Annotated in this window: 24 protein-coding genes and 1 riboswitch; of the genes, 16 read left to right on the forward strand and 8 right to left on the reverse strand. The window is 61.3% G+C overall.

The genetic code is table 11. The features are described from left to right. Positions 1-15: 15 nt before the first annotated feature. Complete coding sequence (locus tag DA915_RS04315; RefSeq protein ID WP_107675239.1) at positions 16-1,587, reverse strand: helicase HerA-like C-terminal domain-containing protein; 1,572 nt, start codon at positions 1,585-1,587, stop codon at positions 16-18. 314 nt (positions 1,588-1,901) lie between these two features. Between DA915_RS04315 and DA915_RS04325 the strand changes: the two genes are divergently transcribed. Then, positions 1,902-2,294: a DUF937 domain-containing protein gene (locus tag DA915_RS04325; RefSeq protein WP_107675240.1), complete on the forward strand. Its 393-nt coding sequence runs from the start codon at positions 1,902-1,904 to the stop codon at positions 2,292-2,294. Positions 2,295-2,301: 7 nt separating this feature from the next. On the opposite strand, the gene DA915_RS04330 is transcribed toward DA915_RS04325, so the two are convergent. Beyond that, the gene (locus tag DA915_RS04330) at positions 2,302-2,733 is read right to left on the reverse strand and encodes a helix-turn-helix domain-containing protein (RefSeq protein WP_003509337.1); all 432 of its coding nucleotides are present in this window, start codon (positions 2,731-2,733) and stop codon (positions 2,302-2,304) included. A 103-nt stretch (positions 2,734-2,836) separates the two neighbouring features. On the opposite strand from DA915_RS04330, the gene DA915_RS04335 reads away from it, so the two are divergent. From DA915_RS04335 to DA915_RS04345, 3 genes are all read left to right on the forward strand, one after another. After that, a complete protein-coding gene (locus tag DA915_RS04335; protein ID WP_003509336.1) occupies positions 2,837-3,595 on the forward strand; it encodes an SDR family oxidoreductase in 759 nt (252 codons plus the stop codon). Positions 3,596-3,665: 70 nt separating this feature from the next. Then, a complete protein-coding gene (locus DA915_RS04340; protein ID WP_107675241.1) occupies positions 3,666-4,472 on the forward strand; it encodes an AraC family transcriptional regulator in 807 nt (268 codons plus the stop codon). Between the two features lie 180 nt (positions 4,473-4,652). Next, positions 4,653-5,264 carry a LysE family translocator gene (locus DA915_RS04345; protein WP_107675242.1) on the forward strand — a complete coding sequence of 204 codons (612 nt, stop codon included), beginning with the start codon at positions 4,653-4,655 and terminating at the stop codon, positions 5,262-5,264. A 25-nt stretch (positions 5,265-5,289) separates the two neighbouring features. On the opposite strand, the gene DA915_RS04350 is transcribed toward DA915_RS04345, so the two are convergent. Next, positions 5,290-6,117 (reverse strand): aldo/keto reductase, encoded by an 828-nt coding sequence (locus DA915_RS04350; RefSeq protein WP_060723922.1) that lies wholly within the window; start codon positions 6,115-6,117, stop codon positions 5,290-5,292. A 110-nt stretch (positions 6,118-6,227) separates the two neighbouring features. After that, the gene (locus DA915_RS04355; protein ID WP_107675243.1) at positions 6,228-7,154 is read right to left on the reverse strand and encodes a bestrophin family protein; all 927 of its coding nucleotides are present in this window, start codon (positions 7,152-7,154) and stop codon (positions 6,228-6,230) included. A gap of 187 nt (positions 7,155-7,341) precedes the next feature. Here DA915_RS04355 and DA915_RS04360 point away from each other — a divergent pair, with 187 nt between their 5' ends. Beyond that, positions 7,342-8,049, forward strand: coding sequence for a YafY family protein (locus tag DA915_RS04360; RefSeq protein ID WP_107675244.1), 708 nt, complete (start codon positions 7,342-7,344; stop codon positions 8,047-8,049). A 48-nt stretch (positions 8,050-8,097) separates the two neighbouring features. After that, the gene (locus DA915_RS04365) at positions 8,098-8,466 is read left to right on the forward strand and encodes a VOC family protein (RefSeq protein WP_107675245.1); all 369 of its coding nucleotides are present in this window, start codon (positions 8,098-8,100) and stop codon (positions 8,464-8,466) included. 234 nt (positions 8,467-8,700) lie between these two features. On the opposite strand, the gene tam is transcribed toward DA915_RS04365, so the two are convergent. Next, positions 8,701-9,471: a trans-aconitate 2-methyltransferase gene (gene tam, locus DA915_RS04375; protein ID WP_107675246.1), complete on the reverse strand. Its 771-nt coding sequence runs from the start codon at positions 9,469-9,471 to the stop codon at positions 8,701-8,703. A 337-nt stretch (positions 9,472-9,808) separates the two neighbouring features. Here tam and DA915_RS04380 point away from each other — a divergent pair, with 337 nt between their 5' ends. Together DA915_RS04380 and DA915_RS04385 are read left to right on the forward strand one after the other, a co-directional pair. Then, a complete protein-coding gene (locus DA915_RS04380) occupies positions 9,809-10,690 on the forward strand; it encodes a branched-chain amino acid aminotransferase (RefSeq protein WP_003509326.1) in 882 nt (293 codons plus the stop codon). 170 nt (positions 10,691-10,860) lie between these two features. Beyond that, on the forward strand, positions 10,861-13,221 hold the full coding sequence (locus tag DA915_RS04385) for a methyl-accepting chemotaxis protein (RefSeq protein WP_060723924.1): 2,361 nt from the start codon (positions 10,861-10,863) through the stop codon (positions 13,219-13,221). A gap of 213 nt (positions 13,222-13,434) precedes the next feature. Here DA915_RS04385 and DA915_RS04390 read toward each other — a convergent pair whose 3' ends face one another. Further along, positions 13,435-14,322, reverse strand: a complete 888-nt coding sequence (locus DA915_RS04390) for a LysR family transcriptional regulator (RefSeq protein WP_107675247.1) — start codon at positions 14,320-14,322, stop codon at positions 13,435-13,437. Between the two features lie 95 nt (positions 14,323-14,417). Here DA915_RS04390 and DA915_RS04395 point away from each other — a divergent pair, with 95 nt between their 5' ends. Further along, positions 14,418-14,960, forward strand: a complete 543-nt coding sequence (locus DA915_RS04395) for a GNAT family N-acetyltransferase (protein ID WP_087743555.1) — start codon at positions 14,418-14,420, stop codon at positions 14,958-14,960. A 126-nt stretch (positions 14,961-15,086) separates the two neighbouring features. Here DA915_RS04395 and DA915_RS04400 read toward each other — a convergent pair whose 3' ends face one another. Further along, positions 15,087-15,443, reverse strand: a complete 357-nt coding sequence (locus DA915_RS04400) for a hypothetical protein (protein ID WP_020813072.1) — start codon at positions 15,441-15,443, stop codon at positions 15,087-15,089. A gap of 220 nt (positions 15,444-15,663) precedes the next feature. Here DA915_RS04400 and DA915_RS04405 point away from each other — a divergent pair, with 220 nt between their 5' ends. Both DA915_RS04405 and DA915_RS04410 read left to right on the forward strand, forming a co-directional pair. Then, positions 15,664-16,266: a superoxide dismutase gene (locus DA915_RS04405; RefSeq protein WP_003509319.1), complete on the forward strand. Its 603-nt coding sequence runs from the start codon at positions 15,664-15,666 to the stop codon at positions 16,264-16,266. A gap of 111 nt (positions 16,267-16,377) precedes the next feature. Further along, on the forward strand, positions 16,378-17,247 hold the full coding sequence (locus DA915_RS04410) for a metallophosphoesterase (protein WP_107675248.1): 870 nt from the start codon (positions 16,378-16,380) through the stop codon (positions 17,245-17,247). Between the two features lie 146 nt (positions 17,248-17,393). Here DA915_RS04410 and DA915_RS04415 read toward each other — a convergent pair whose 3' ends face one another. After that, on the reverse strand, positions 17,394-18,113 hold the full coding sequence (locus DA915_RS04415; protein WP_107675249.1) for a YafY family protein: 720 nt from the start codon (positions 18,111-18,113) through the stop codon (positions 17,394-17,396). Positions 18,114-18,245: 132 nt separating this feature from the next. Here DA915_RS04415 and DA915_RS04420 point away from each other — a divergent pair, with 132 nt between their 5' ends. The 5 genes from DA915_RS04420 to DA915_RS04440 all read left to right on the forward strand — a co-directional run bounded on the left by DA915_RS04420 (position 18,246) and on the right by DA915_RS04440 (position 21,791). Then, positions 18,246-18,875 carry a LysE family translocator gene (locus tag DA915_RS04420; protein WP_107675250.1) on the forward strand — a complete coding sequence of 210 codons (630 nt, stop codon included), beginning with the start codon at positions 18,246-18,248 and terminating at the stop codon, positions 18,873-18,875. 119 nt (positions 18,876-18,994) lie between these two features. Next, a complete protein-coding gene (locus DA915_RS04425) occupies positions 18,995-19,429 on the forward strand; it encodes a cytochrome c (protein WP_003509310.1) in 435 nt (144 codons plus the stop codon). 90 nt (positions 19,430-19,519) lie between these two features. Beyond that, positions 19,520-20,440, forward strand: coding sequence for a cytochrome c (locus DA915_RS04430; RefSeq protein WP_107675251.1), 921 nt, complete (start codon positions 19,520-19,522; stop codon positions 20,438-20,440). A 47-nt stretch (positions 20,441-20,487) separates the two neighbouring features. Next, positions 20,488-20,722: riboswitch (cobalamin riboswitch) on the forward strand. A gap of 161 nt (positions 20,723-20,883) precedes the next feature. Then, entirely contained in the window at positions 20,884-21,066 is a 183-nt protein-coding gene (locus DA915_RS04435) for a CbtB domain-containing protein (protein WP_003509308.1), read from the forward strand. Between the two features lie 11 nt (positions 21,067-21,077). Further along, on the forward strand, positions 21,078-21,791 hold the full coding sequence (locus DA915_RS04440) for a CbtA family protein (RefSeq protein ID WP_003509307.1): 714 nt from the start codon (positions 21,078-21,080) through the stop codon (positions 21,789-21,791).

The following is a 21,791-nucleotide window of genomic DNA, read 5'->3' on the forward strand; positions in this document are numbered from 1 at the left end:
GCGGCGTGCTTGTTTCTATCGCTTCAAACTACCCAAAATCCCGCGCACGATGGCGCGGCCGACGGATGTGGCGACCGAACGGGCGGCACTTTTCATCGCCGCTTCGATTACCGTTTCGCGCTGGTAACCCGTGCGGCGGGCGCCGCCATTGCGCGAGCCGGTGGATGCCGGTGCGGGTTCTTCATCGCCGAAGCCGGGCAGACGCCAGCGGCCGGAAGCGCTTTCGGACTGGCTGGAGGCGTTTTCCTCCTCCGCGCGCTTGGCGGCTTCCGCGTCCGCCGCCTTCTGGGCGCGGGCAGCGAGGATTTCGAAGGCCGATTCCCGGTCGATATCCTTGTCATATTGGCCGGCGACGGGGCTAACATCGATCAGCGACCTGCGCTCAGCATCCGTCAGCGGTCCGACACGGCCGGAAGGCGGGCGCACGAGGGTGCGCTCGACGATGGAGGGTGCGCCCTTGTCATGCAGGGTCGAGATCAGCGCCTCACCGGTGCCGAGCGTGGTGATGGTGTCGGCGGTGTTGAAGGCCGGGTTCTGGCGGAAGGTGTCGGCGGCGGTGCGCACCGCTTTCTGCTCGCGCGGCGTATAGGCGCGAAGCGCATGCTGCACGCGGTTGCCGAGCTGGGCAAGAACGGTTTCCGGCACGTCGAGCGGGTTCTGCGTCACGAAATAGACGCCGACGCCCTTGGAGCGGATAAGGCGCACGACCTGTTCCACGCGTTCCACCAGCACCCGTGGCGCATCGTTGAAGAGCAGATGCGCCTCATCGAAGAAGAACACCAGGCGCGGCTTTTCCGGGTCGCCCACCTCAGGCAGTTCTTCGAAGAGTTCCGAGAGCATCCAGAGCAGGAAGGTGGCGTAAAGGCGCGGGTTCATCATCAGCCGGTCGGCGGCGAGAACCGAAATGGTGCCGCGCCCGTCCGTGCCCACGCGCATGATGTCGGCGATCTTCAGCGCCGGTTCGCCAAAGAAATTGGCCGCGCCCTGCTGTTCGAGAACCAGCAGCCCGCGCTGCAGCGAACCGACCGAGGACTTGGAAATCAGGCCGAACTGATTGGAAAGCTCCGATGCGTTTTCGCCCATATAGTTCAGGAGCGATTGCAGGTCTTTGAGATCGAGCAGCGGCAGCCCGCCCTGATCGGCGATCTTGAAGGCGATGTTGAGCACGCCTTCCTGCGCTTCCGAGGCATCCATCAGCCGGGCAAGCAGCAGCGGCCCCATTTCGGCGATGGTGGCGCGCACGCGATGGCCTTTTTCGCCGTAGAGATCCCAGAAGATGACGGAGGATTTACCGTAGGAAAAATCGGTGAAGCCGATCTGCTCGACGCGTTTCTGCACCCAGTCCTTGGCTTCGCCTTCCGCCGCGATGCCGGAAAGGTCGCCCTTGATATCGGCGCAGAAAACCGGCACGCCGGCCTTGGAGAAACCTTCGGCAAGAACCTGCAACGTCACGGTCTTGCCCGTTCCCGTCGCGCCGGTGATCAGGCCGTGGCGGTTGCCGAATTTCAGTTCCAGATATTCGCCCTTGTTCAGGCTGTCGTCCGGATTGCGGCTGGTCCCGATATAGAGCTGTCCGTCCTGCAACATCGACCATTTTCTCCTGCGGCTGATGCATGACCCTTAAAATCGCGCCGGATTTTGTAAAAGTCATGTCCGAATTAAAAGCGTAGCTGGCATGCGGTGACCGTTCCTCGCGAAAGCGGCCTTTTCATAGTTTGGTTGTGATGATCTTATAAGGACAGTTTCAAGGCGCAACAACTGCTTGATGCCGATGAGGAAAAACCGCTTGATGAAAGTTGCCGCACCTGTTCGTGGCCGCTTGAATGCAGCATGAGATTGTTTTACGTTGACGTTAACGTCAGTTATTCGATGTTGGCGTCGTTTTTCAACAGGAGGCAAGAATGAACGAAGTCGTGGATCAGATCGCCGTAAAGGCGGGGATCGACCCTGAACTGGCTGAAAAGGCCGTTGGCATGATTCTCGGTTTTCTGCAGCGCGAGGCCGCAGACGGCCCGATCGCGCGGATGATCGAAGCCATTCCCGGCGCCAGCGATCTGGTGGCGCAGTATAATGGCGAGGGTGCCGGCGGCGGCGGTCTGCTCGGCGGCCTGATGAGCGCCATCGGCGGCGGCGGCATCATGGGTCTCGGCCAGCAGCTGATGAGTCAGGGCCTCGGCATGAGCGAGATTTCCACGCTCGCCAAGGAAACCATCTCCGTTGCCCGCCAGCATGCGGGCGATGAGGTTGTCGATCAGGTGATCGCCTCGGTTCCGGGTCTCAGCCAGTTCGCCTGAGGCGAAGCTACTCCATCGCGGGGCGCGGCGGCTGTTCATTGAACAGGCGGCGCGCCTCTTCTATTTCGGCATGGTGCGTTTCCGCCCATATCCAAACGCCGCAAAAGGCGCTGCCCAGCGTGCGGCCGAGGTTCGTCAGAGCATAATCCACATGCGGCGGAATGACGGGGTGCACGGTGCGGCGCACCAGCCCGTCGCTTTCCATCTGCCGCAGTGTTTTCGTCAACATCTTCTGGCTGATGTTGCCCACCAGCCTGCCGATCTGCGTGAAGCGCAGCGTGCCGTGCTCTTCCAGCACTTCCAGAATGAGCATCGTCCATTTGTCGGCCACTTTCGCAATGATGTCCTGAACCAGCGCCTCTATCGCCGGATCGGTATCCGTGGGCGGCGGAACCTTGCGCCGGTTCTCGATGGCCGGGTCGGCCGCGTGCCGTTTCATCTAACACTCTCCATTGGGTAAGTATAAATCTTTTGGGTGCCTACTTTCGATTGGAGAGTATCATAGCTAACTTCCTTTCAGCCAACAAGCAAAGGATGTTCCAATGAAAATCACGGGCAATACCATTCTCATCACCGGCGGTGGTTCGGGCATCGGCCGGGCGCTGGCGGAAGCGTTTCATCAGGCAGGCAACAGGGTCATCATTTCCGGCCGCCGCCAGGCTGTGCTCGACGAGGTGACGGCCGCCAACCCGGGCATGGCCTCGATGGTGATGGATGCGGCGGACGCCGCGGGCATTCGCGCATTTGCCGACGCGCTGGTGAAGGCCCATCCCACCCTCAACGCCGTCATCAACAATGCCGGCATCATGCGGCCGGAAGACATTGCCGCCGCACCGGATTATCTCGATACGGCTGAAGAAACCATCGCCACCAATCTCCTCGCGCCCATCCGCCTGACGGCTGCGCTTTTGCCGCATTTCCTAAAGCAGCCCGCCGCCACGGTGCTGACTGTCTCGTCGGGCCTCGCCTTCGTGCCCATGGTGCTGACCCCCACCTACAGCGCCACCAAATCCGCCATCCATGCCTATTCGGTTGCGCTGCGCGAGCAGCTGAAGGAGACACCGGTGGAAGTCATCGAAATCGTACCGCCCTATGTGCAGACGACGCTGATGGGCGAGGGGCAGGCGAGCGACGAAAGGGCGATGCCGCTCGACGCCTTCATTTCCGAGGTGATGGATATTCTTGAAAATCGTCCGGATGAGAATGAAGTGGTGGTGGAACGCTGCAAGCCGCTGCGTTTTGCCGCGCAGAACGGCAATTTCGATCAGGTCTTCGCGATGATCAACCATATGCATCCGTAAGCGGCAGCGTCTGTCGCATGGGGACATCCTGTGATAGCGTCGCGCTCTTTTCTGCGGAGCGCGCGCTTTCATGGGCCAAGGCCAGTTCCTGATGCCGAAAACCAGCATGCCCGGCGTCGTCGCCGTGGTAGCGGACAGCGATCGTTCTTTCCCGCGCCACATGCATGATCAGTTCGGCATCGGCCTCATCGAACGCGGCGCGCAGAAATCGCTCTCCGGTCGTGGCATGGTGGAGGCCGGCGCCGGCCATGTCATCACCGTCAATCCGGGCGAGGTGCATGACGGCATTCCGCTCGGAGAGGGCGGCCGCGCCTGGCGGATGCTTTATCTCGACATCGATATCGTCCGCGACGCCATTGCCGATGTCTGCGAGAAGGATCGAGGTTCTTTCGAATTTGCCTATCCCGTCGATGGAAGGCCGCTAGCAGCCCGGTTCTGCGCTGTCTTTTCTGCGATGACCGCAAGGCAGCGGCCGGGCGAAACCCTGCATGGCGACGAGGCCCTGCTGATGCTTCTGGCGGGTGCCATGGAGGTGGCTGCCAAACCGCGCGAAACTACCGCACTCGACAGCATAAAACGGGCGAAAAGCAGCATCGATGACGATCCCGCCCGGCCGTTCCGCCTCGCCGATCTGGCGAGCGAGGCCGGCATGAGCCAGTTCCGTTTCCTGCGGGCTTTCGCCAAGGCGACAGGCCTGACGCCGCACAGCTATCTTCTCCAGCGGCGCGTGCATCTGGCCCGGCATGCGCTGGCCAGCGGTACGCCGCCTGCCGAGGCGGCCTTTGCCGCCGGTTTTACCGACCAGAGCCATCTGAACCGGTTTTTTGTGCGGCAATTCGGCGTGACGCCGGCGGTTTATCGGGCGGCGTTTTCGTAGATGCTTTCTCCACCCTCATTCCTGTGACAAGCACAGGAATGAGGGTGAGTGGGTTGGCCCAGCCCCTCAGCCTGCTATTACCGCGCGAGCCTCCGAGCATCAGCTCTGCAATTTCGTCCAAGACACCCACCCCACGCGCCATCATGCTCCTGTCCTCCACCCACAGGACACACCCGCACCATGACACCCGAATTCCTCATCACATCCTTCATCGTCGCCGCTTCTCCGGGAACCGGCGTGGTCTACACGCTGGCCGCCGGTCTCTCGCAGGGGGCGAGGGCGAGCGTGATTGCGGCCTTCGGCTGCACGCTCGGCATCGTGCCGCATCTGCTCGCCGCCATCACCGGCCTTGCCGCCATTCTGCACACCAGCGCGCTGGCCTTCGGCATCGTCAAATATCTGGGGGTCGCCTACCTCATCTACATGGCGTGGAATACGCTGCGGGAAGACGGTGCGCTGAAGATCGATGATGCCGGGGAGCCGCAGAAGGCCGCCCGCGTCATCGGCGAGGCGATCCTCATCAATCTCCTGAACCCGAAACTGTCGATCTTCTTTTTCGCCTTCCTGCCGCAGTTCATCGCGCCGGATGAGGCTTTGCCGACATGGCGCATGATCGATCTCGGGCTGATCTTCATGGCCATGACGTTTCTGGTCTTTGCGCTTTACGGCTGTTTTGCCGCCTCGGTCCGGCGGCAGGTGATGTCACGCCCGGCGGTTCTCGCCTGGCTGCGGCGCAGCTTCGCCGCCGCCTTTGTGGCGCTGGGTGCGAAGCTGGCCCTGACCGAGCGATGAAACCGAACCGGACTGCCCCGCCGGCTTAGTCGTCCCAATCGGGTGCGAGGTGGCCGGGGCTGACGATGCGGCCGTTCGGTTTGGCCAGCGCGTGGATGGCCTGCATTTCCTCTTCCGTCAGCGCGAAATCGAAAATGTCGAAATTCTCCTTGAGGCGGCTTTCAGTCGCCGTCTTGGAAAGCGCCACGATATCCGGCTGCTGCACGGCCCAGCGCAGGGTCACCTGCGCGGCGGTCTTGCCATGCTTTGCGCCGATGTCCTGCAGCAGGGGATCGTTCGGCACCCTGCCATCGGCCATCAGATAATAGGCCGTCACCGACATCCCGTGTTTGCGCGCGGCCGAAATCACCTTCGTCTGGTCGAGATAGGGGTGATATTCGATCTGGTTGGTGGCAAGCGGCGTGTCGGAAAGTTTCACTGCTTCTTCGGTCAGCGCCACGTTGAAGTTGGAAATGCCGATATTGCGCACCTTTCCGGCCTTGCGCACCGCGTTCAGCGCGCCCATGCGCTCGGCAAGCGGCACATCGCTCTTCGGCCAGTGCAGCAGCAGCAGATCAACATAGTCAGTCTTCAGTTTTGCAAGGCTTTCATCGACGGAGGCGAGAAAATCGTCGTGACGAAAGCGATCCACCCAGACCTTGGTGGTGAGAAATATATCGTGGCGGGAAATGCCTGACTGAGCGAGGACCTCGCCGACGGCACCCTCGTTCTTGTAGATCTGCGCGGTATCGACATGGCGGAAACCGAGTTTCAGCGCCTCCGGCAGAATGCGCCTGACATCGTCTTCCGGAATGCGGAAGGTGCCGAAACCGAGGGCGGGAATATTCGCGCCATTGGCGTTGACGTGATACATGGATGTCTCTCCTGTTTGCTGAAAACATGGTCGGCGGCAGATGCCGGGCGGGGAAGCCGTCTTTCATTAACTGGTGTCCGCGCGATCGGTTTCAACCCGGCGGGACGATATCACATCAGTACATAATCCACCGGGCGCGGGTCGGCCGGCAGATCGGTCTCGCCCATCGCCTCGCGCAGATTGATCTCGATGGTGGTGGCAAGCGCATTGATCGGCAGGGCATTGAGGCCGGTGCCGAATGGGTCTTCCAGCTCGTCGGACAACGCGTCGAGACCGAAAAACGTATAGGCGATCAGCGTGCTGGTAAAAGGCGTGGCCCAGCCGAGCAGATCCGTGAAACCGAACGGCAGCAACAGGCAGAAGAGATGCGCGGTGCGGTGAAGCAGCAGCGAATAACCGAAGGGAACCGGCGTCTGGCGGATGCGCTCGCACGAAGCCTGCGAGGCCCCCATCTGCTGCACGGTGGCGTCCAGCATCTGCAGCTGGATATCGCTGATCTGCCCCTTGCCATGAGCGGAGACGACAGCGCCGGATATTTCGCGCAGCAGCATGTCCGGTTTGTTGCGGCTGCGGGCATAGATCTCCGAAAGGTCATCCGGAATGAGGTTGGCGGCAGTGGCGGTCGCATCCCCGGGGCGCAGGTGCGAGACCAGCGCGTGGCAGAAGGCGATTACAAGATCGGTGATCCGCCTGCGGGTTACGGGATCGGCTACATCCTGCCGGCTTTCCAGCATGGTGGTCTGGCGCGAAAGCGTGCGGGCGACGGTGATCAGCGCGCCCCATTGCTTGCGGGCTTCCCACCAGCGGTCGTAACAGGCATTGGCGCGAAAGCCGAGGAACACCGAAAGCGCGATGCCGAGCAGCGAAAAGGGCGCGCCGTTCAACGCCTGTACCAGATCCGGCCGGTCCTTGTGCGCCCAGACAACCAGCGTCGACAGCAGGAACACCGCAAGCACCTGCGGAAAGATGCGGACGATGATGGAACCGCGCACGATGAGGAAAAGCTGCAGCAGGTTCGGTTTTGGACGAACGATCATGGCGGAAACTCGAAATGCCTGTGGCGGGTGAGGGGGAGTGAATATCCCTGACCATATCTACATGATGGCGGCGCGGCCTTGTCCACCCTTTTTTGCATGGTTGCACCAGGCGGCTGGCGGCGTTACGCGTCTATCGCCGGGATCGTCAACGGTACGATCCAACTATGCGGGTGGAAGGAAATGTCGCGTGTCGCGCTCACAACGGCTTCTTGATCTGTTGCAGATCCTGCGCTCCCACCGCATGCCGGTCAGCGGTACGGTTCTTGCCGCGCAGACCGGCGTCAGCCTGCGCACGCTTTACCGCGATATTGCAACGCTTCAGGCGCAGGGTGCTGACATCGAGGGCGAAGCGGGGGTGGGTTATGTGCTGCGACCCGGTTTCCTGTTGCCGCCGCTGATGTTTTCGCAGCAGGAGATCGAGGCGCTGGTGCTCGGCTCCCGCTGGGTGGCGGGCCGCGCCGATGCGGGTTTGGCCGAGGCCGCCCGCGCCGCACTCGTCAAGATCGGCGCCGTGCTTCCCGATGCCCTGCGCGAGGAACTCGATAATTCCACCCTGCTTGTCGGGCCGGGGCAGGGCCTCGCCGCCATCCATGTCGATCTGGCGGCCATTCGCGATACGATCCGCAAGGAAAGCAAGGTCGTCATCACCTATCGCGATGAAAAGGGAGACGTGACGGAGCGGGTGATCTGGCCCTTCGCACTCGCTTTTTTCGATCTGGTGCGGGTGGTGCTGGGCTGGTGCGAGACACGGCAGGACTACCGCAGTTTCCGGGCCGACCGCATCGAAGATTTCCGTCCCCTCGACAGCCGTTATCCGCGCCGCCGCCAGGCCCTGTTGAAAGAATGGCGCGAAAGGGAAAAACAGCGGCGGCGGCATCATGCTGACAAAAACTGACAGTAGCGGGGTCTAGAAACTGTTCATCCGCAACACAGGAGAACAGCCATGACCCACCCCGACTTCACCATCCTCTACGTCGATAACCCGCCGGCCAGCACCGAATTTTACAAGGCCCTGCTGGGTGCGGAACCGGTGGAATCCTCACCGACATTCTCGCTGTTCGTGCTTGCCAACGGCATGAAGCTCGGCCTGTGGTCGCAGCATACCGTGGAGCCGAAGGCATCGGTCGCGGGCGGCGGCGGCGAGCTCGCCTTCCGTGTCGAAAACGACGCACAGGTGGATGAGACTTTCGCCAACTGGAAGGCAAGAGGCGTCGACATGCTGCAGCAGCCCGCCAAAATGGAGTTCGGCTACACCTTTACCGCTGCCGACCCCGACAACCACCGCCTCCGGGTCTATGCCTTTGCAGGTTAAACATTGGCGTTTAGGCCGGTTGGCAAGATAAGCCAGCGGCCGTCCACGCTTTCTGCATTCCGCGCTCTCCTCATCCCTGTGCTTGTCACAGAGATCCAGCCGACGCGCGTCTGCGCGGCGGAAAGGGTCCAGTCAGCCCAAGGACTTGGGCTGACTGGATTCCTGTGACAAACACAGGAATGAGGGCGGTGGGGATGCGTCCACGTGCGACAATCTCACGTCGCATTTTATGCCTTATTTCTTCACCGCCACCACGAAGAGGCGTGGAAAACGCAGCAGCAACCGGCCGTCCGCCATCGGCGGATAGGCCTCCTTGATGCGCCGCGTGTAGTCGGCGAGGAAGGCTTCGCGGTTTTCATCGCCGGCGGCGGCGAGATAGGGGCGCAGGCCCGTGCCCTTGACCCATTCGACGATGCTTTCCGCATCCTTCATGGGATGATTATAGACGGTGTGCCACACATCCACCCGCGCGGATTTCGGCGTCAGCGCATCGAAATAGTCAGAAGGTGCGGGCAGGGGTTTGCGGCGCAGCCTGCCATCTGCAAAGCTGTCCTTCCAGGCACCGTTCGCGCCGGTCTCCTCCATGGCGCGATGCGTCGGCTCCTGCAGATTGTCAGGCATCTGCACGGCCAGAACACCGCCGCTTTCCAGCTGGTCCATCAGTTGCGAAAGAACGACGAGATGATCCGGCACCCACTGAAAAACGGCATTGGCGTAAAGCAGGTCTGCCTTCTGCGCCGGCTTCCATTTTGCAAGGTCGGCCTTGCCGAAGCGGGTGGTCGGCAGTCGGTCCGCCGCCTTTTCCAGCATGTCGTCGTCACTGTCGATGCCGGTAATGACGTTGACGCCGTAACGGTCAGTCAGAAGCTCGGTGGAATTGCCGGGGCCACAGCCAAGGTCATAGCCATTCAGCACCCGCTCCAGCGGCACATGGGCCAGGAGATCCCGGGCGGGGCGTGTCCGTTCGTCTTCGAATTTCAGATATTGGTGGGCGGACCATGCCATGGTTTTCCTCCTGCGGACTGCCGTCAGATCGTCAGCATCGCATGGGTGAAATCGCCCCGCCATCATCGGATCGATGAATTATTGTGATGAATCTATTCATCAACCTTTTGTTTCACCTCATAAAACATCTTTGTCGGGCCGTCGCTTTGTTATTTTCCATCAAAATCAGAAATCGCGGCAATTAAAACTTGACCTCGTCAGGGGAGAGGCATTCACTCCGGCCGATTTCCAGCACATCCCAAGTTGAGCGCGCGTAGCGTTCCTCATCCGGAAATGCATCAGAACAAAAAGACGGAGCGTTTTCGTTTGACGGAAACGCTTGAGACAGGAGACCATCATGAGCGTCGATACCGCACCCCGATCAACCACCTGGACCTATGTTGATGGTCAATGGCTGCCCGGCAATCCGCCGCTCATCGGCCCGACCTCGCACGCCATGTGGCTGGCGTCGACGGTGTTTGACGGCGCGCGCTGGTTTGATGGCGTCGCTCCCGATCTCGATCTGCACTGCCAGCGCGTCAACCGCTCTGCCGCTAATATGGGCATGAAGCCGACGATGACGGCGGAAGAGATCGAGGCGCTGGCGCTGGAAGGCGTCAACAGGTTCGACGGCAAGATGGCGATCTATATCAAACCGATGTACTGGGCCGAACACGGCATGCCCGGCAGCGTTGTCGCGCCGGATGCCAGTTCCACCCGTTTTGCGCTGTGCCTTTTTGAAGCGCCGATGGATGCCGGCAAGCCGCTGACGCTCACCGTCTCGCCGCTGCGCCGTCCTTCGCCGGAAACCGCGATGACCGACGCCAAGGCCGGCAGCCTTTACCCCAATAGCGGCCGCGCCATTCTGGAAGCCCGCTCGCGCGGCTTCGACAATGCCCTGATGCGCGACATGAACGGCAATGTCGCCGAATCCGCTTCGGCCAACATCTTCATGGTCAAGGACGGCGTCGTCTTCACCCCGGTTCCGAACCGCACCTTCCTGGCCGGCATCACCCGTTCGCGGGTGATCGGCCTTCTGCGGCAGGCCGGTTTCGATGTCCGTGAGGCGACCCTGTCGGTCGAGGATTTCCGCGAGGCCGATGAAATCTTCTGCTCGGGCAATTATTCCAAGGTTTCGCCTGTCGTGAAGCTGGATGATCGCGAGTTGCAGGCAGGCCCGGTCGCCCGCAAGGCGCTCGATCTTTACATGGACTGGGCGCGTCTCGGCGCAGACGTCTGAGATCGGCAATCATCTCGTAAAGAGGCCACGGCAGGCATTCGGCCTGCCGTGGCCATTGCTTTTCTGCGGTGCAATATTTTCCCCAAAAAGACGGGGGGAATTTAATCCAATTTTAGACAAACGACCTGTAGTTTGCGGCATCTTCACCTCCGGCTAACGAGGGCCGCCAGATGTCTTTCAGCATTCGTAATATACTTGTGGGATTTTTCCTTACCATCAGCCTTGCGCTGGCCGGTTTGGTCGGCAACGAATTGTGGCGCTCGGTCAATCGCGCCGGCACCTTTTCCGAGGTCGCGCAACTCGCCTCGCTCGACAAGCTTCTTTTCAATGCGCTTTTGAATTTCCGCAGTGAACGTGGCGACAGCGCCACGGCGTTGACACTCGATCCGTCAAAGTCGGCCGGCAGCATCGCCAGCGTGCAGGCGGCACGCCAGAAGGTGGATGCCGCCATGACGGCATTCCTCACACAGTCTTCATCGCTCGAAAACACGCAGCTGCAAGCGCCGCTCAAGCGTGTGAAAGATGTTTACGCGCAGTTCGTCGAGCTCAGAAAAAAGGTTGACGCCAATGTTTCGCAGCCGCTCGACCGGCGCGAAAGCGGGCTCGACAAGACGGTCATGACGCTCGGCGGCGATTTCCTCGCCTCGCTTGAAGCCGGTTCGACGGCACTTGAAGGCACTGTCCGCTCCCTCGATCAGGGTCAGACCGGTTTGATCCAGCTGCGCTCCTATGGCTGGTCCGCCCGCGCACTTGGCGGCAGCGCCACCGTCATTCTCAACGGCGCCGTCGCCCAGAACCGGCCGCTCACCGCGCAGGAAATGCAGCAGCTCGGCGCAGCCGATGCCGGTGCGGCTTTCGCGTGGAAAGCGACCGGCGATCTGGTCGCGCATGAATCGACGCCGCAGTCGCTCAAGGACATCTACGCCACCGCGGACAAGACCTATTTCAAGGGTGATTTCAGCACCCAGCGCACCAAGCTCATCGACGACCTGAACAACGGCCGCACGCCTGCCTTCACCATGGATAGCTGGCGCACCACCGTCACCGAAAATCTCGGCACGATTGCGAAAATCGCGTCCGCCGCCATGGATGTTCTGGATGCCAATGCCGAAAAGGCAAAACAGGGTGCCTTTATCGATGCGATGATCTATCTCGCCGTCTTCGTCGTCACGCTGGCGCTCTGTATTCTCTCGCTTGCTGTCATCGTCGGCCGCGTCACCCGGCCGATCAGCCGCCTGACCAACGCGATGATGGAGCTTTCGGGCGGTAATCTTGCAATCGATGTCGCCGGTGCAAAGCGTTCCGACGAGATCGGCGAGATGGCCCGCGCCGTGGAAATCTTCCGCGAGGCGGCAATCCGCAACAAGCAGCTGGAGGCGGAAGCCGTCGCCAACCGCGAGCGGGCCGAGCGGGACCGTATCGAGCTGCAGCAGCGTGCCGAGGCTGAGGCCGAAGAACGGCTCAATCAGGCCACGGGTTCGCTAGCGGGCGGCCTTCGCCGTCTTGCTTCCGGCGACATGGTCTGCGAGATCGCCACGCCGTTCGCTCCGCAATTCGAGGCGCTGCGCCACGATTTCAACAGCTCCGTGCATCAGCTGCGCGAAGCGCTCACAAGCGTCGGCCAGTCCGTACAGACAGTGAACGGCGGCGCGCATGAGGTGTCATCGGCATCCGACGATCTTTCCCGCCGCACCGAGCAGCAGGCCGCTTCTCTGGAAGAGACCGCCGCCGCGCTGGAAGAGATCACCGCCAATGTTTCCGCCACCTCCAAGCGAGCAGGCGAGGCGCGCGACACGGTGCGTGAAGCACGGTCAAAGGCCGATCTTTCCGGCAAGGTGGTGCGCGATGCCGTTTCCGCCATGGAGCGCATCGAACATTCCTCGCGCCAGATCGGCCAGATCATCGGCGTCATCGACGAAATCGCCTTCCAGACCAACCTTCTGGCGCTGAATGCGGGCGTCGAGGCGGCGCGGGCGGGCGATGCGGGCAAGGGTTTTGCCGTCGTCGCACAGGAAGTGCGCGAACTGGCGCAGCGCTCCGCCAATGCCGCCAAGGAAATCAAGCAGCTCATCAACACATCTGCCGTTGCGGTGGGTGAGGGCGTGAAGCTGGTCGCCGACACCGGCGTCGGGCTTTCCGAAATCGAGCAGCTGGTGCTTTCCGTCAACACCCATATGGATGCCATCGCAACGGCGGCGCAGGAACAGTCGGCTGGCCTTTCCGAGGTCAACACCGCCGTCAACCACATGGATCAGGCCACGCAGCAGAACGCCGCCATGGTCGAGGAAATGAACGCGGCCGGTGCGGGTCTCGCGCAGGAATGCGCCAACCTCCACGCCCTGCTTGCGCAATTCCAGCTCGGTCAGCAGACCTCCGCATTGCGGGAGACGGCAAGGCATATGCAGCGGGCCGCAAGTCCCGCCCGTGCGCCTGCCGCACCCGTCGCTGCGCCTTCAAGGGCCCGCCCGGTTGCCGCCTCGCGTGGCAATGCGGCGCTGGCCGTGAAGGGCGACGACTGGACGGAGTTCTGAGGAAGAGATTGCCTTTGACAAAACCCGCGCTACCGGGTTCCGTCACCCCGGACCTGATCCGGGGTCCAGCGCGATCAAGTCCTTGATCGCGTAAGACTCTTCTCACGGCGCAGACGCGCCGTGGCTGGATGCCGGATCTAGTCCGGCATGACGGAGGAGAGGTGTGGTCCTTTTCGTTAACAGCCGAGCCCGCGCCCGAAACCGGCGCGGGCTTTATCGTTTCTGCAAGCTCGGCAGCGCAGCGGCAAGCGCCCGCAGCGGCGCGGTCATGTGCTTGTCGCGTCTGAGAGCAAGGGCAATGCGCCGTTCGAGCGGCGGTTCGAGCGCGCGCCATTCAAGCTCTGACACCGCACCTTCATGCTCCATCGCCATGCGTGGCACGATCGCAAGGCCAAGGCCCGCACCCGCGAGCTTCTTGATGGCCTCGACGCTGCCCAGTTCCATGGCGGGCTGCACGGTGCGGCCGCTCGCCGAAAACCATTGATCCACCAGCCTGCGCGTATTGCCGCCCTCGTAAAGCAGCAGCGGCCGCGTCGAAAGCGTTTCGGCGTTCAGTACCGTTCTGTCAGTGACGGCACCATGCGGGAAAACTGCAACCAGTTCATCGAGATGGATATCGCTGATATCGAGGCTGCGGCCACTGGCGGGCAGGGCCACCACCGCCGCATCGATCGTGTTGGCCTCCAGAAGCCGCAAAATATCGTGCGTATTGCCGGTCTGCACGACGATTTCGATACCCGGCATGGCTTGGCGGATTTTGGCCAGCACCGGCGGCAGCAGATAGATGCAGGCGGTTGCGCCCGTGCCGATGCGCAGGCGTCCCGTCGCCCCGCTGCGATGAGGTGCTACGGTATCGATCGCATGCGCCACTTCTTCCGCGATCCGTCTTGCATGGATGAGAAAATCCCGCCCCGCCGCCGTCGGCTGCGCGCGCCTGCCGACCCTTTCGATCAGCCGCACGCCGAGCTGCTTTTCCAAGAGCCTGATATGCAGGCTGATGGCCGGCTGTGTCATCCCCGCCTTGTCGGCGGCGGCGGAAAAGCTGCCGAGATCGGCGACATCCATGAAGCTGCGCACCTGCCGCAGATCGAGGTCCATCATCAAAGAAAACCTTATCGTTTGTATAAGATAGATAATCTTTATTTTGGCTGCGCCGCAATGCACAATGGGGCCGTGAATGACCACAGGACGAGATAATGACCCTTCTCACAGTATCCAGTTGCACCATCCGCCCTTGCGAGGAAGCGGATATTCCAGCCATTACCGAAATTTACCGGGATGCCGTGCTGAACGGCCGCGCCAGCTTCGAGATCGATCCGCCGGGCGTGGATATGATGCTTGAGCGCCGTCGCCTGTTGGTGGAGGGCAATTATTCCTATCTCGTCGCCGAAATCGACGGAAAGATAGCCGGATATGCCTATGCCGGGGCCTATCGTCCGCGCCCGGCCTATGGCGCGGCGGTTGAGAATTCCGTTTATGTCGATCCGGCCATGAAGGGCATGGGGATTGGCCGCAAACTACTCGATGCGCTGATTGAGGATGCGACCTCGCGCGGCTTCCGGCAGATGCTCGCCGTCATCGGCGATAGCGGCAACGCCGCCTCGATCGGCCTGCACCGTGCGGCCGGTTTCGAGCATGTCGGCACGTTCAAATCCATTGGCTGGAAACACGGCCAGTGGCTGGATACCGTCCTGATGCAGCGCGCGCTGGGCGAGGGCGACACAACGCCCCGTTTTTGATCCGCTGGAGCATTTCCTGAAAATCTGGAGCCCGGTTTTCCGTCTGGAAATGCGACAAAACAAAAAGTTTGAGCGGGATGGCGAAAACTGTGAGCGGTTTTCGCCATCCCGCTGTTTTTATATGATTTAGGGCTGGGTGGAGCCGGGAATTTCCACCTTCAGCGTATCCCCGGCAAGCTCGCTGCCCAGTTCCACCGCCTTGGTCTTCTTGTCGTAGACGCAGATATGGCTGACCGTCGCATCCGCGCCCTTGGCCTTGCCGGTCAGGATGGCGAGGCCGTAATTTTCGCTGCCGACGGGATCGACCACAGCCTTGGCGTCCTCGATCATGTCCTTGGCTCCGGCAAGGCAGGCCGTCTGCACATCCGCCACGAATTCTTTCCAGGCATCGTCCGAGGATGCGGCGGCGGGGAGTGCCAGCGATGATAGGGCGGTGAAGAGGAGGATGGAGCGGATCAAGGAGCGGGAGTTGGGGCGGGTCATGGAATTTCCTTCCTGCAATCTCGGCAAAACCGAACCGATAGGGTGGAAAACGGTACGCCAGGGTTGTGAAACAAATGTGGTGGTGGCCGGCGCGAGACGAATTTTCTCTTTTGGCGGAACATTTTGATATTTCACAGGTTGCCCAAACGGAGCTTCGCTCCTATGGTCCGCTCACACGGTTTCTAGGAGCGGTAACCCGCTGCAAAAAGGAGTAAAAACCATGGCCTTTGAACTTCCTGAACTCCCCTACGACTACGACGCGCTTGCACCTTACATGTCGCGCGAGACGCTCGAGTTCCATCACGACAAGCACCACAAGGCATATGTCGACAACGGCAACAAGCTGGCGGCAGAAGCCGGTCTCTCCGACCTTTCGCTCGAAGAAGTCGTGAAGAAGTCCTTTGGCACCAATGCCGGTCTCTTCAACAATGCTGCCCAGCATTACAACCACGTCCATTTCTGGAAGTGGCTGAAGAAGGACGGCGGCGGCAACAAGCTGCCGGGCAAGCTGGAACAGGCATTCGCCTCCGATCTCGGCGGTTACGACAAGTTCAAGGCTGATTTCATCGCTGCCGGCACCACGCAGTTCGGCTCCGGCTGGGCATGGGTTTCCGTCAAGAACGGCAAGCTCGAAATCTCCAAGACCCCGAACGGCGAAAACCCGCTGGTTCATGGCGCAGAGCCGATCCTCGGCGTCGACGTATGGGAACACTCCTACTACATCGATTACCGCAACCTGCGTCCGAAGTACCTCGAAGCCTTCGTTGATAACCTCATCAACTGGGACTACGTCCTCGAGCGTTACGAAGCCGCCGCCAAATAAGGCTTGCGGAACGGAATTTTCGAACACCCGGCCCTCGCGCCGGGTGTTCTGCTTTTGGGATGTCGTCCGCTGTCACAAGCCTGTCATCCGCCGGGTTTATCGCGGCGCATCATGACTGAAAAAACCACGCCTCTCTTCTCCTTCGGCATTGTCGCCGATCCCCAATATGCCGATGCCGATCCGCGCCCCGAGATGGGCCGATATTACGCTGAAAGCCCGAAAAAGCTCGCAGACGCGATCGACGCCTTCAACCGCGAAGATCTGGCCTTCGTGGTGACGCTGGGCGATATCATCGACCGCGGCTTTGAAAATTTCGATGCGATCCTTGCCGTTTACGACAAGCTTCGCCACCGGTCGGTCCTGCTGCCGGGCAATCACGATTTCGCCGTCGCCGCTGAGCATTTGCCCGATATCCATAACCGCCTCGGCATGTCCGCCCCCTGGCATGATTTTTCCATCGGCGACGTCCGCTTCGTCGTGCTTGACGGCAACGAGGTCAGCCTTTTCGCCCCGCCGCCCGGCGATCCGCGTCGCGCGCTTGCTGCAGAGCGGCTGAAGCGTCTGGCGGATGCGGGCGCAATCAATGCGCAGGACTGGAACGCCTCGTTCAGCGATGAACAGTTCGAATGGCTGCAGATTGTTCTGCAAAAGGCGGATGCAGCAGACGAAAAAGTGATCGTTCTCTGCCACTACCCTGTCTATCCGGAAAACGCCCACAACATGTGGGACGCGCCGCGCATCCTCGAGCTTCTCGGCGCGCATCCTTCGGTCGTCGCGTGGTTCAACGGCCATAATCACGAGGGCAATTACGGCGTGCTGGGCCATACCCACTTCGTGAATTTCAAGGGCATGGTGGATACGCTCGACCAGAACACCTTTGCCATCGCCGATGTCTTTGCCGACCGAATCGCCATTCGCGGTTTCGGGCGCGAGGAGGATCGGGTGCTGGAGTATTTGCTGCAAAACGCCGCCGTGCTTTGAGGCCAGACTCCCCTCCGCCGCGCAAACGCGCGTCGACTGGATTCCTGTGACGAGCACAGGAATGAGGGTGGAGGGGGCTGCTCCGGCTCCGACAGAGAACAAAGGCTGCGAGCTGCACTATCTCGTGCTCGTCGCACAACGCCAGCTCAATCTGTCGCGCGTTCCGGAGTTCTGTTTCCCGGCTGGTTGCTCTGCCAGCCGCTCATCCACAATTGCCGCAGCTTCTCGCCTTCGAGCTTGAAGAAGCTGCCCGTGGTGTCGCAACTCAGCACCCGGTCCGAGCGGAAATTGCGGATCGCCTGCCGTAGTTCGCACCAGGCGACGATATTCACCGTTTCGGAATAATAGATCACCGCAATCGGCCGAATTCGTCGTTGCGTTTCCGCGCCGGCTTCATCGCGATAGGTGATTTCCAGTTTCTCCTCGTCGCGCACCGCCCGCCTGACCGTCGCAAGATCGACGCCTGCTGGTGCTGGCGCGATGCTGCCCCAGGCGTGCAGGGCATTGGCGGAGAGGGTTTTCGACAGGGGTTCGGGCAGGGAGGCGGCGATCTTGTCGCTGACCTGCCTGGCCGCCTGCCGCAATTCGGCATCGCCGGTGCGGGCGACCATGGCGAGCGCCAGCACGATCGCTTCCGTCTCTTCGATGGAAAACATCAGCGGCGGCAGGTTGAAGCCGGGACGCAGGATATAACCGACGCCGCGTTCCCCTTCGATCGGCACGCGCATGGTCTGAAGGGCGGCTATGTCGCGATAGACCGAGCGCACCGTCACCTCCAGCGCCTCGGCAATGGTCTGCGCGGTGACGGGCCTGCGCGCCACCCGCAGGATCTGGATGATTTCGAACAGTCTCGACGCCTTGCGCATTGCCGTTTTCCCGGGGATATTACGACGCAACTGACACAACGCTGTCAGTTGGCCTTTCCTATAAACGGAGAAACACATTGAGAAACATCGGCTTTCCCGAATGTGCCATGAACCGTTTTGGGAGATACTGACATGAGTTACGCCGAAAATCTCTGGCTTTTCTTTCTGGTCCTGTTCGGCATCATCATTCTGCCGGGCATGGACATGCTGTTTGTGCTGGCAAGTGCGCTGACGGGTGGCAAGAGAACCGGCCTTTCCGCCGCAAGCGGCATGAGCGCCGGCGGCATCGTGCATTCGCTTTACGGTGCGTTGGGCGTCGGCATGCTCGCCGCGTGGATGCCGTCGCTGTTCCTGCCGCTTCTGGTCTTTGGCGCCGCCTATATGATCTGGATCGGCATCGGCCTGATGCGCAGCGCGATTGTCGTGAACGGCGACGAGGCGCAGGCGAGCGCTTCGGTCAGAAAAGCCTTCTGGCGAGCGGTGCTGACCTGCCTTTCCAATCCGAAGGCCTATCTGTTCATGATGGCGATCTATCCGCAATTCCTCAAACCGGCCTATGGCCCGATCTGGATGCAGGGGCTGGTGATGGGTGCGATGGTGGCGGTGACGCAGTTCACCGTCTATGGCGCGCTGGCGCTGACGGCGGATAAAAGCCGGGCATGGCTTGTTTCCTCGCCCGCCGCGACGATCTTCATCGGTCGCACCGCCGGTTTCATGCTGATTGCCGCAGCGCTTCTCACGCTCTGGGAGGCCTTGTCTTAGACTTCTGTTTTCACGATGGAATTCACCGCAATGTGACTTCTTTTCGCCATCCGGAAAGGGCATCCTCGCGCCGTTCCATCTAGCGCCCGGTGTCCCAGCCGGAATCAAGGAGAGTGTGCATGAAACTGAAAACCATCACGGCGGCCATGCTTTTCGGCTGTCTTTGCGCCGGAGCGGTCTACGCTGCCGGCGAAGTCGAAAAACGTGAAGGCATGATGAAGCAGATCGGCGGCGCCATGGGTTCGCTCGCCGCCATCTCCAAGGGCGAAAAGCCCTTTGATGCTGATACCGTCAAGGCCGCCGTGACGACCATCGGCACCAATGCCAAGGCTTTCCCGGAGCAGTTCCCCGCCGGCACCGAAACCGGCAGCGCGGCTGCTCCCGCCATCTGGGAAAATTTCGAGGACTTCAAGGCCAAGGCCGCCAAGCTCGGCACGGATGCGGACATCGTTCTCGCCAATCTCCCCGGCGATCAGGCGGGTGTTGCCACCGCCATGAAGACGCTCGGCGCCGATTGCGGCACCTGCCACCAGACCTATCGTCTGAAGAAATAATCGAATGATTCTGGAAACGCCGCTTCCCGGCGGCGTTTTCTCACGCTCGAAAGGCATCTGACCGGGTCAGGTGAGAATGGGGAGAGGGGTATGTCCTCCATCTGGACGAAACTCGCTGGCGGGGCTGTGGTCGCGGCGATTGCGGGCTACGGCATATTCGCCTGGGTCACCGCGCCGGAACGTCAGGCGCCAAGCCATTGGGTCAGCCTTGGCGAACCGGATCTGGCCAATGGCGAAACGCTGTTCTGGGCGGGCGGCTGTGCAAGCTGTCATGCCGCACCCGATGCGAAGGGTGAGGCGCTGTTGACGCTTGCGGGCGGGCAGGCGCTGAAAAGCCCCTTCGGCACCTTTCATGTGCCCAATATTTCTTCCGATCCGCAGCATGGTATCGGCGGCTGGACGCTGGCGGAATTCGGCGATGCGATGACGCGCGGTGTGGGCAGGAACGGTGAGCATCTTTACCCGTCCTTTCCCTACGCCTCCTATGCCCGCATGACGCAGAAGGACATCAACGATCTCTTCGGTTATCTGAAAGCCCTGCCGGCCAGCCAGAACGATGCGCCGGATCATGAGCTACCGTTCCCCTTCAACCTGCGCATGGCGCTGGGCGGCTGGAAATTCCTTTATTTCGACCCCTCCGCACCGCCGCGCGTCGAGCTTGCCGATGCCAATGCCGAATTGCTGCGCGGCCAATATCTGGTGGAAGGGCCGGGCCATTGCGGCGAATGCCATACGCCGCGCAATGCGCTCGGCGGCTTCCTTGCCGATAAGTGGCTGGCCGGCGGCCCCAATCCGGAAGGCGAAGGCCGCATTCCTGACATCACCCCCGGCTCGCAAAGCATCGGAAGCTGGGCCAAGGCCGATATTGCCAGCTATCTGGAAACCGGCTTCACCCCGGAATTCGACAGCGTCGGCGGTTCCATGGTCAAGGTGCAGCAGAACATGGCGCATCTGACGGCGGATGACCGCGATGCGATCGCCGCCTATCTGAAGGCCATTCCGGCGCGGTAGGGTGCCCTGGGCGCATGCGCGCCCATTGACTCCCGCCGCCACCCATCGGATAACAATCCCGTGATGGTTCCTTCCGGGCGTTCCGGAAGGTGAAAAGGGAACACGATAGGGAGCGATCCTCATTCGTGGCTGCCCCCGCAACTGTGAGCGGAGAGCCTGAAACGAAGTGCCACTGGCAAGCCATTTTCCGGGAACCGAGGTTTCCAGGGAGGGCGATGCCGGGAAGGTGTTTCAGGTTTTGACCCGTAAGCCAGGAGACCTGCCATCACGGAAATGTCCATGCCGGCGGGGTGTCCGGAAGAGCGGAATTTCAGGGTGGCGAGATCAATGCCTCCCTGTGTCAGTCTCGTATCCCCGTGGTGAAGTGTATCGCATGCGGTCTTGCGGCTCCCGCCGTTCGGCCGTGTCTAAAGGCGCGGGGTCGCGCCGGGAGAGGGGTCACCATGTCCATCCAGCAGAATACGGCCAATTCAGCCGTTTCCGCAAAAACGGGCAGCTTCGCGCAATCGCTGACGGCGATCGTGCTTGGCCTGTTCGTTGTCGGTTTTGTCGGCTTTTCCCATGTGGAAGCCGTTCACAATGCCGCGCATGACACGCGTCATGCCAATGCCTTCCCCTGCCATTGAGGGGAAACGGCATGTCATCTTTTCGCAATATCGTCTTTACCGCCGTTCTCGTCGGCATTCTCGGCGGCTTTGCCGTGTCTGCCATGCAGGCTTTCGGCACCACGCCGCTCATCCTTCAGGCGGAAACCTATGAGAGCGCCGGTGGCGAGGCGCCTCACAGCCATGATGCGACGGCGCCCGGTGCTGCGGTTCCCGCCCATGAGCACAATGACGAGGCCTGGGCTCCGGCCGATGGCTTCGAGCGCACCGCCTATACTGTCGCCGCCAATGTCCTGACCGCCATCGGTTATGCGCTTGTCCTGACCGGCCTTATTTCGCTGCGCGGCACGAATGGCGGCTGGCGCGAAGGCCTTCTCTGGGGTGTTGCCGGTTTTGCCGCCGTCATGCTGGCCCCGATGATCGGCCTGCCGCCGGAACTGCCGGGCAGCCCGGCCGCCGCACTTGAGGCGCGGCAGATCTGGTGGCTCTCCACGGTTGCCGCAACCGCGGGCGGCATTGCGCTGATCGCATTCCGCCGCGAACCCTGGGCCATTGTGTTGGCGCTGGTGTTGATCGTCGCACCGCATGTGGTCGGCGCACCCCTGCCTCCGGAAGGTGAACATGCGCTGGCGCCGCTGCCGCTGGAGCGTCAGTTCATCGTCGCCGCCACCATCACGAGCTTCGTTTTCTGGGCTTTGCTCGGAACATTGAGCGCGTTTTTCCTGAAGCGCTTCCAGCAGGCGTAA

It is taken from the genome of Agrobacterium sp. LAD9, from assembly GCF_003031125.1.
Lineage (GTDB): Bacteria > Pseudomonadota > Alphaproteobacteria > Rhizobiales > Rhizobiaceae > Agrobacterium > Agrobacterium radiobacter.

Coding starts and splice junctions, on each gene's coding strand:
- DA915_RS04350 (WP_060723922.1), bottom strand. CDS start 6,117: ATGTATCACGTCAACGCCAATGGCGCGAATATTCCCGCCCTCGGTTTC.
- DA915_RS04340 (WP_107675241.1), top strand. CDS start 3,666: ATGGGCCAAGGCCAGTTCCTGATGCCGAAAACCAGCATGCCCGGCGTC.
- DA915_RS04330 (WP_003509337.1), bottom strand. CDS start 2,733: ATGAAACGGCACGCGGCCGACCCGGCCATCGAGAACCGGCGCAAGGTT.
- DA915_RS04440 (WP_003509307.1), top strand. CDS start 21,078: ATGTCATCTTTTCGCAATATCGTCTTTACCGCCGTTCTCGTCGGCATT.
- DA915_RS04410 (WP_107675248.1), top strand. CDS start 16,378: ATGACTGAAAAAACCACGCCTCTCTTCTCCTTCGGCATTGTCGCCGAT.
- DA915_RS04395 (WP_087743555.1), top strand. CDS start 14,418: ATGACCCTTCTCACAGTATCCAGTTGCACCATCCGCCCTTGCGAGGAA.
- DA915_RS04430 (WP_107675251.1), top strand. CDS start 19,520: ATGTCCTCCATCTGGACGAAACTCGCTGGCGGGGCTGTGGTCGCGGCG.
- tam (WP_107675246.1), bottom strand. CDS start 9,471: ATGGCATGGTCCGCCCACCAATATCTGAAATTCGAAGACGAACGGACA.
- DA915_RS04415 (WP_107675249.1), bottom strand. CDS start 18,113: ATGCGCAAGGCGTCGAGACTGTTCGAAATCATCCAGATCCTGCGGGTG.
- DA915_RS04385 (WP_060723924.1), top strand. CDS start 10,861: ATGTCTTTCAGCATTCGTAATATACTTGTGGGATTTTTCCTTACCATC.
- DA915_RS04315 (WP_107675239.1), bottom strand. CDS start 1,587: ATGTTGCAGGACGGACAGCTCTATATCGGGACCAGCCGCAATCCGGAC.
- DA915_RS04345 (WP_107675242.1), top strand. CDS start 4,653: ATGACACCCGAATTCCTCATCACATCCTTCATCGTCGCCGCTTCTCCG.
- DA915_RS04335 (WP_003509336.1), top strand. CDS start 2,837: ATGAAAATCACGGGCAATACCATTCTCATCACCGGCGGTGGTTCGGGC.
- DA915_RS04380 (WP_003509326.1), top strand. CDS start 9,809: ATGAGCGTCGATACCGCACCCCGATCAACCACCTGGACCTATGTTGAT.
- DA915_RS04425 (WP_003509310.1), top strand. CDS start 18,995: ATGAAACTGAAAACCATCACGGCGGCCATGCTTTTCGGCTGTCTTTGC.
- DA915_RS04390 (WP_107675247.1), bottom strand. CDS start 14,322: ATGATGGACCTCGATCTGCGGCAGGTGCGCAGCTTCATGGATGTCGCC.
- DA915_RS04435 (WP_003509308.1), top strand. CDS start 20,884: ATGTCCATCCAGCAGAATACGGCCAATTCAGCCGTTTCCGCAAAAACG.
- DA915_RS04325 (WP_107675240.1), top strand. CDS start 1,902: ATGAACGAAGTCGTGGATCAGATCGCCGTAAAGGCGGGGATCGACCCT.
- DA915_RS04405 (WP_003509319.1), top strand. CDS start 15,664: ATGGCCTTTGAACTTCCTGAACTCCCCTACGACTACGACGCGCTTGCA.
- DA915_RS04400 (WP_020813072.1), bottom strand. CDS start 15,443: ATGACCCGCCCCAACTCCCGCTCCTTGATCCGCTCCATCCTCCTCTTC.
- DA915_RS04355 (WP_107675243.1), bottom strand. CDS start 7,154: ATGATCGTTCGTCCAAAACCGAACCTGCTGCAGCTTTTCCTCATCGTG.
- DA915_RS04420 (WP_107675250.1), top strand. CDS start 18,246: ATGAGTTACGCCGAAAATCTCTGGCTTTTCTTTCTGGTCCTGTTCGGC.
- DA915_RS04365 (WP_107675245.1), top strand. CDS start 8,098: ATGACCCACCCCGACTTCACCATCCTCTACGTCGATAACCCGCCGGCC.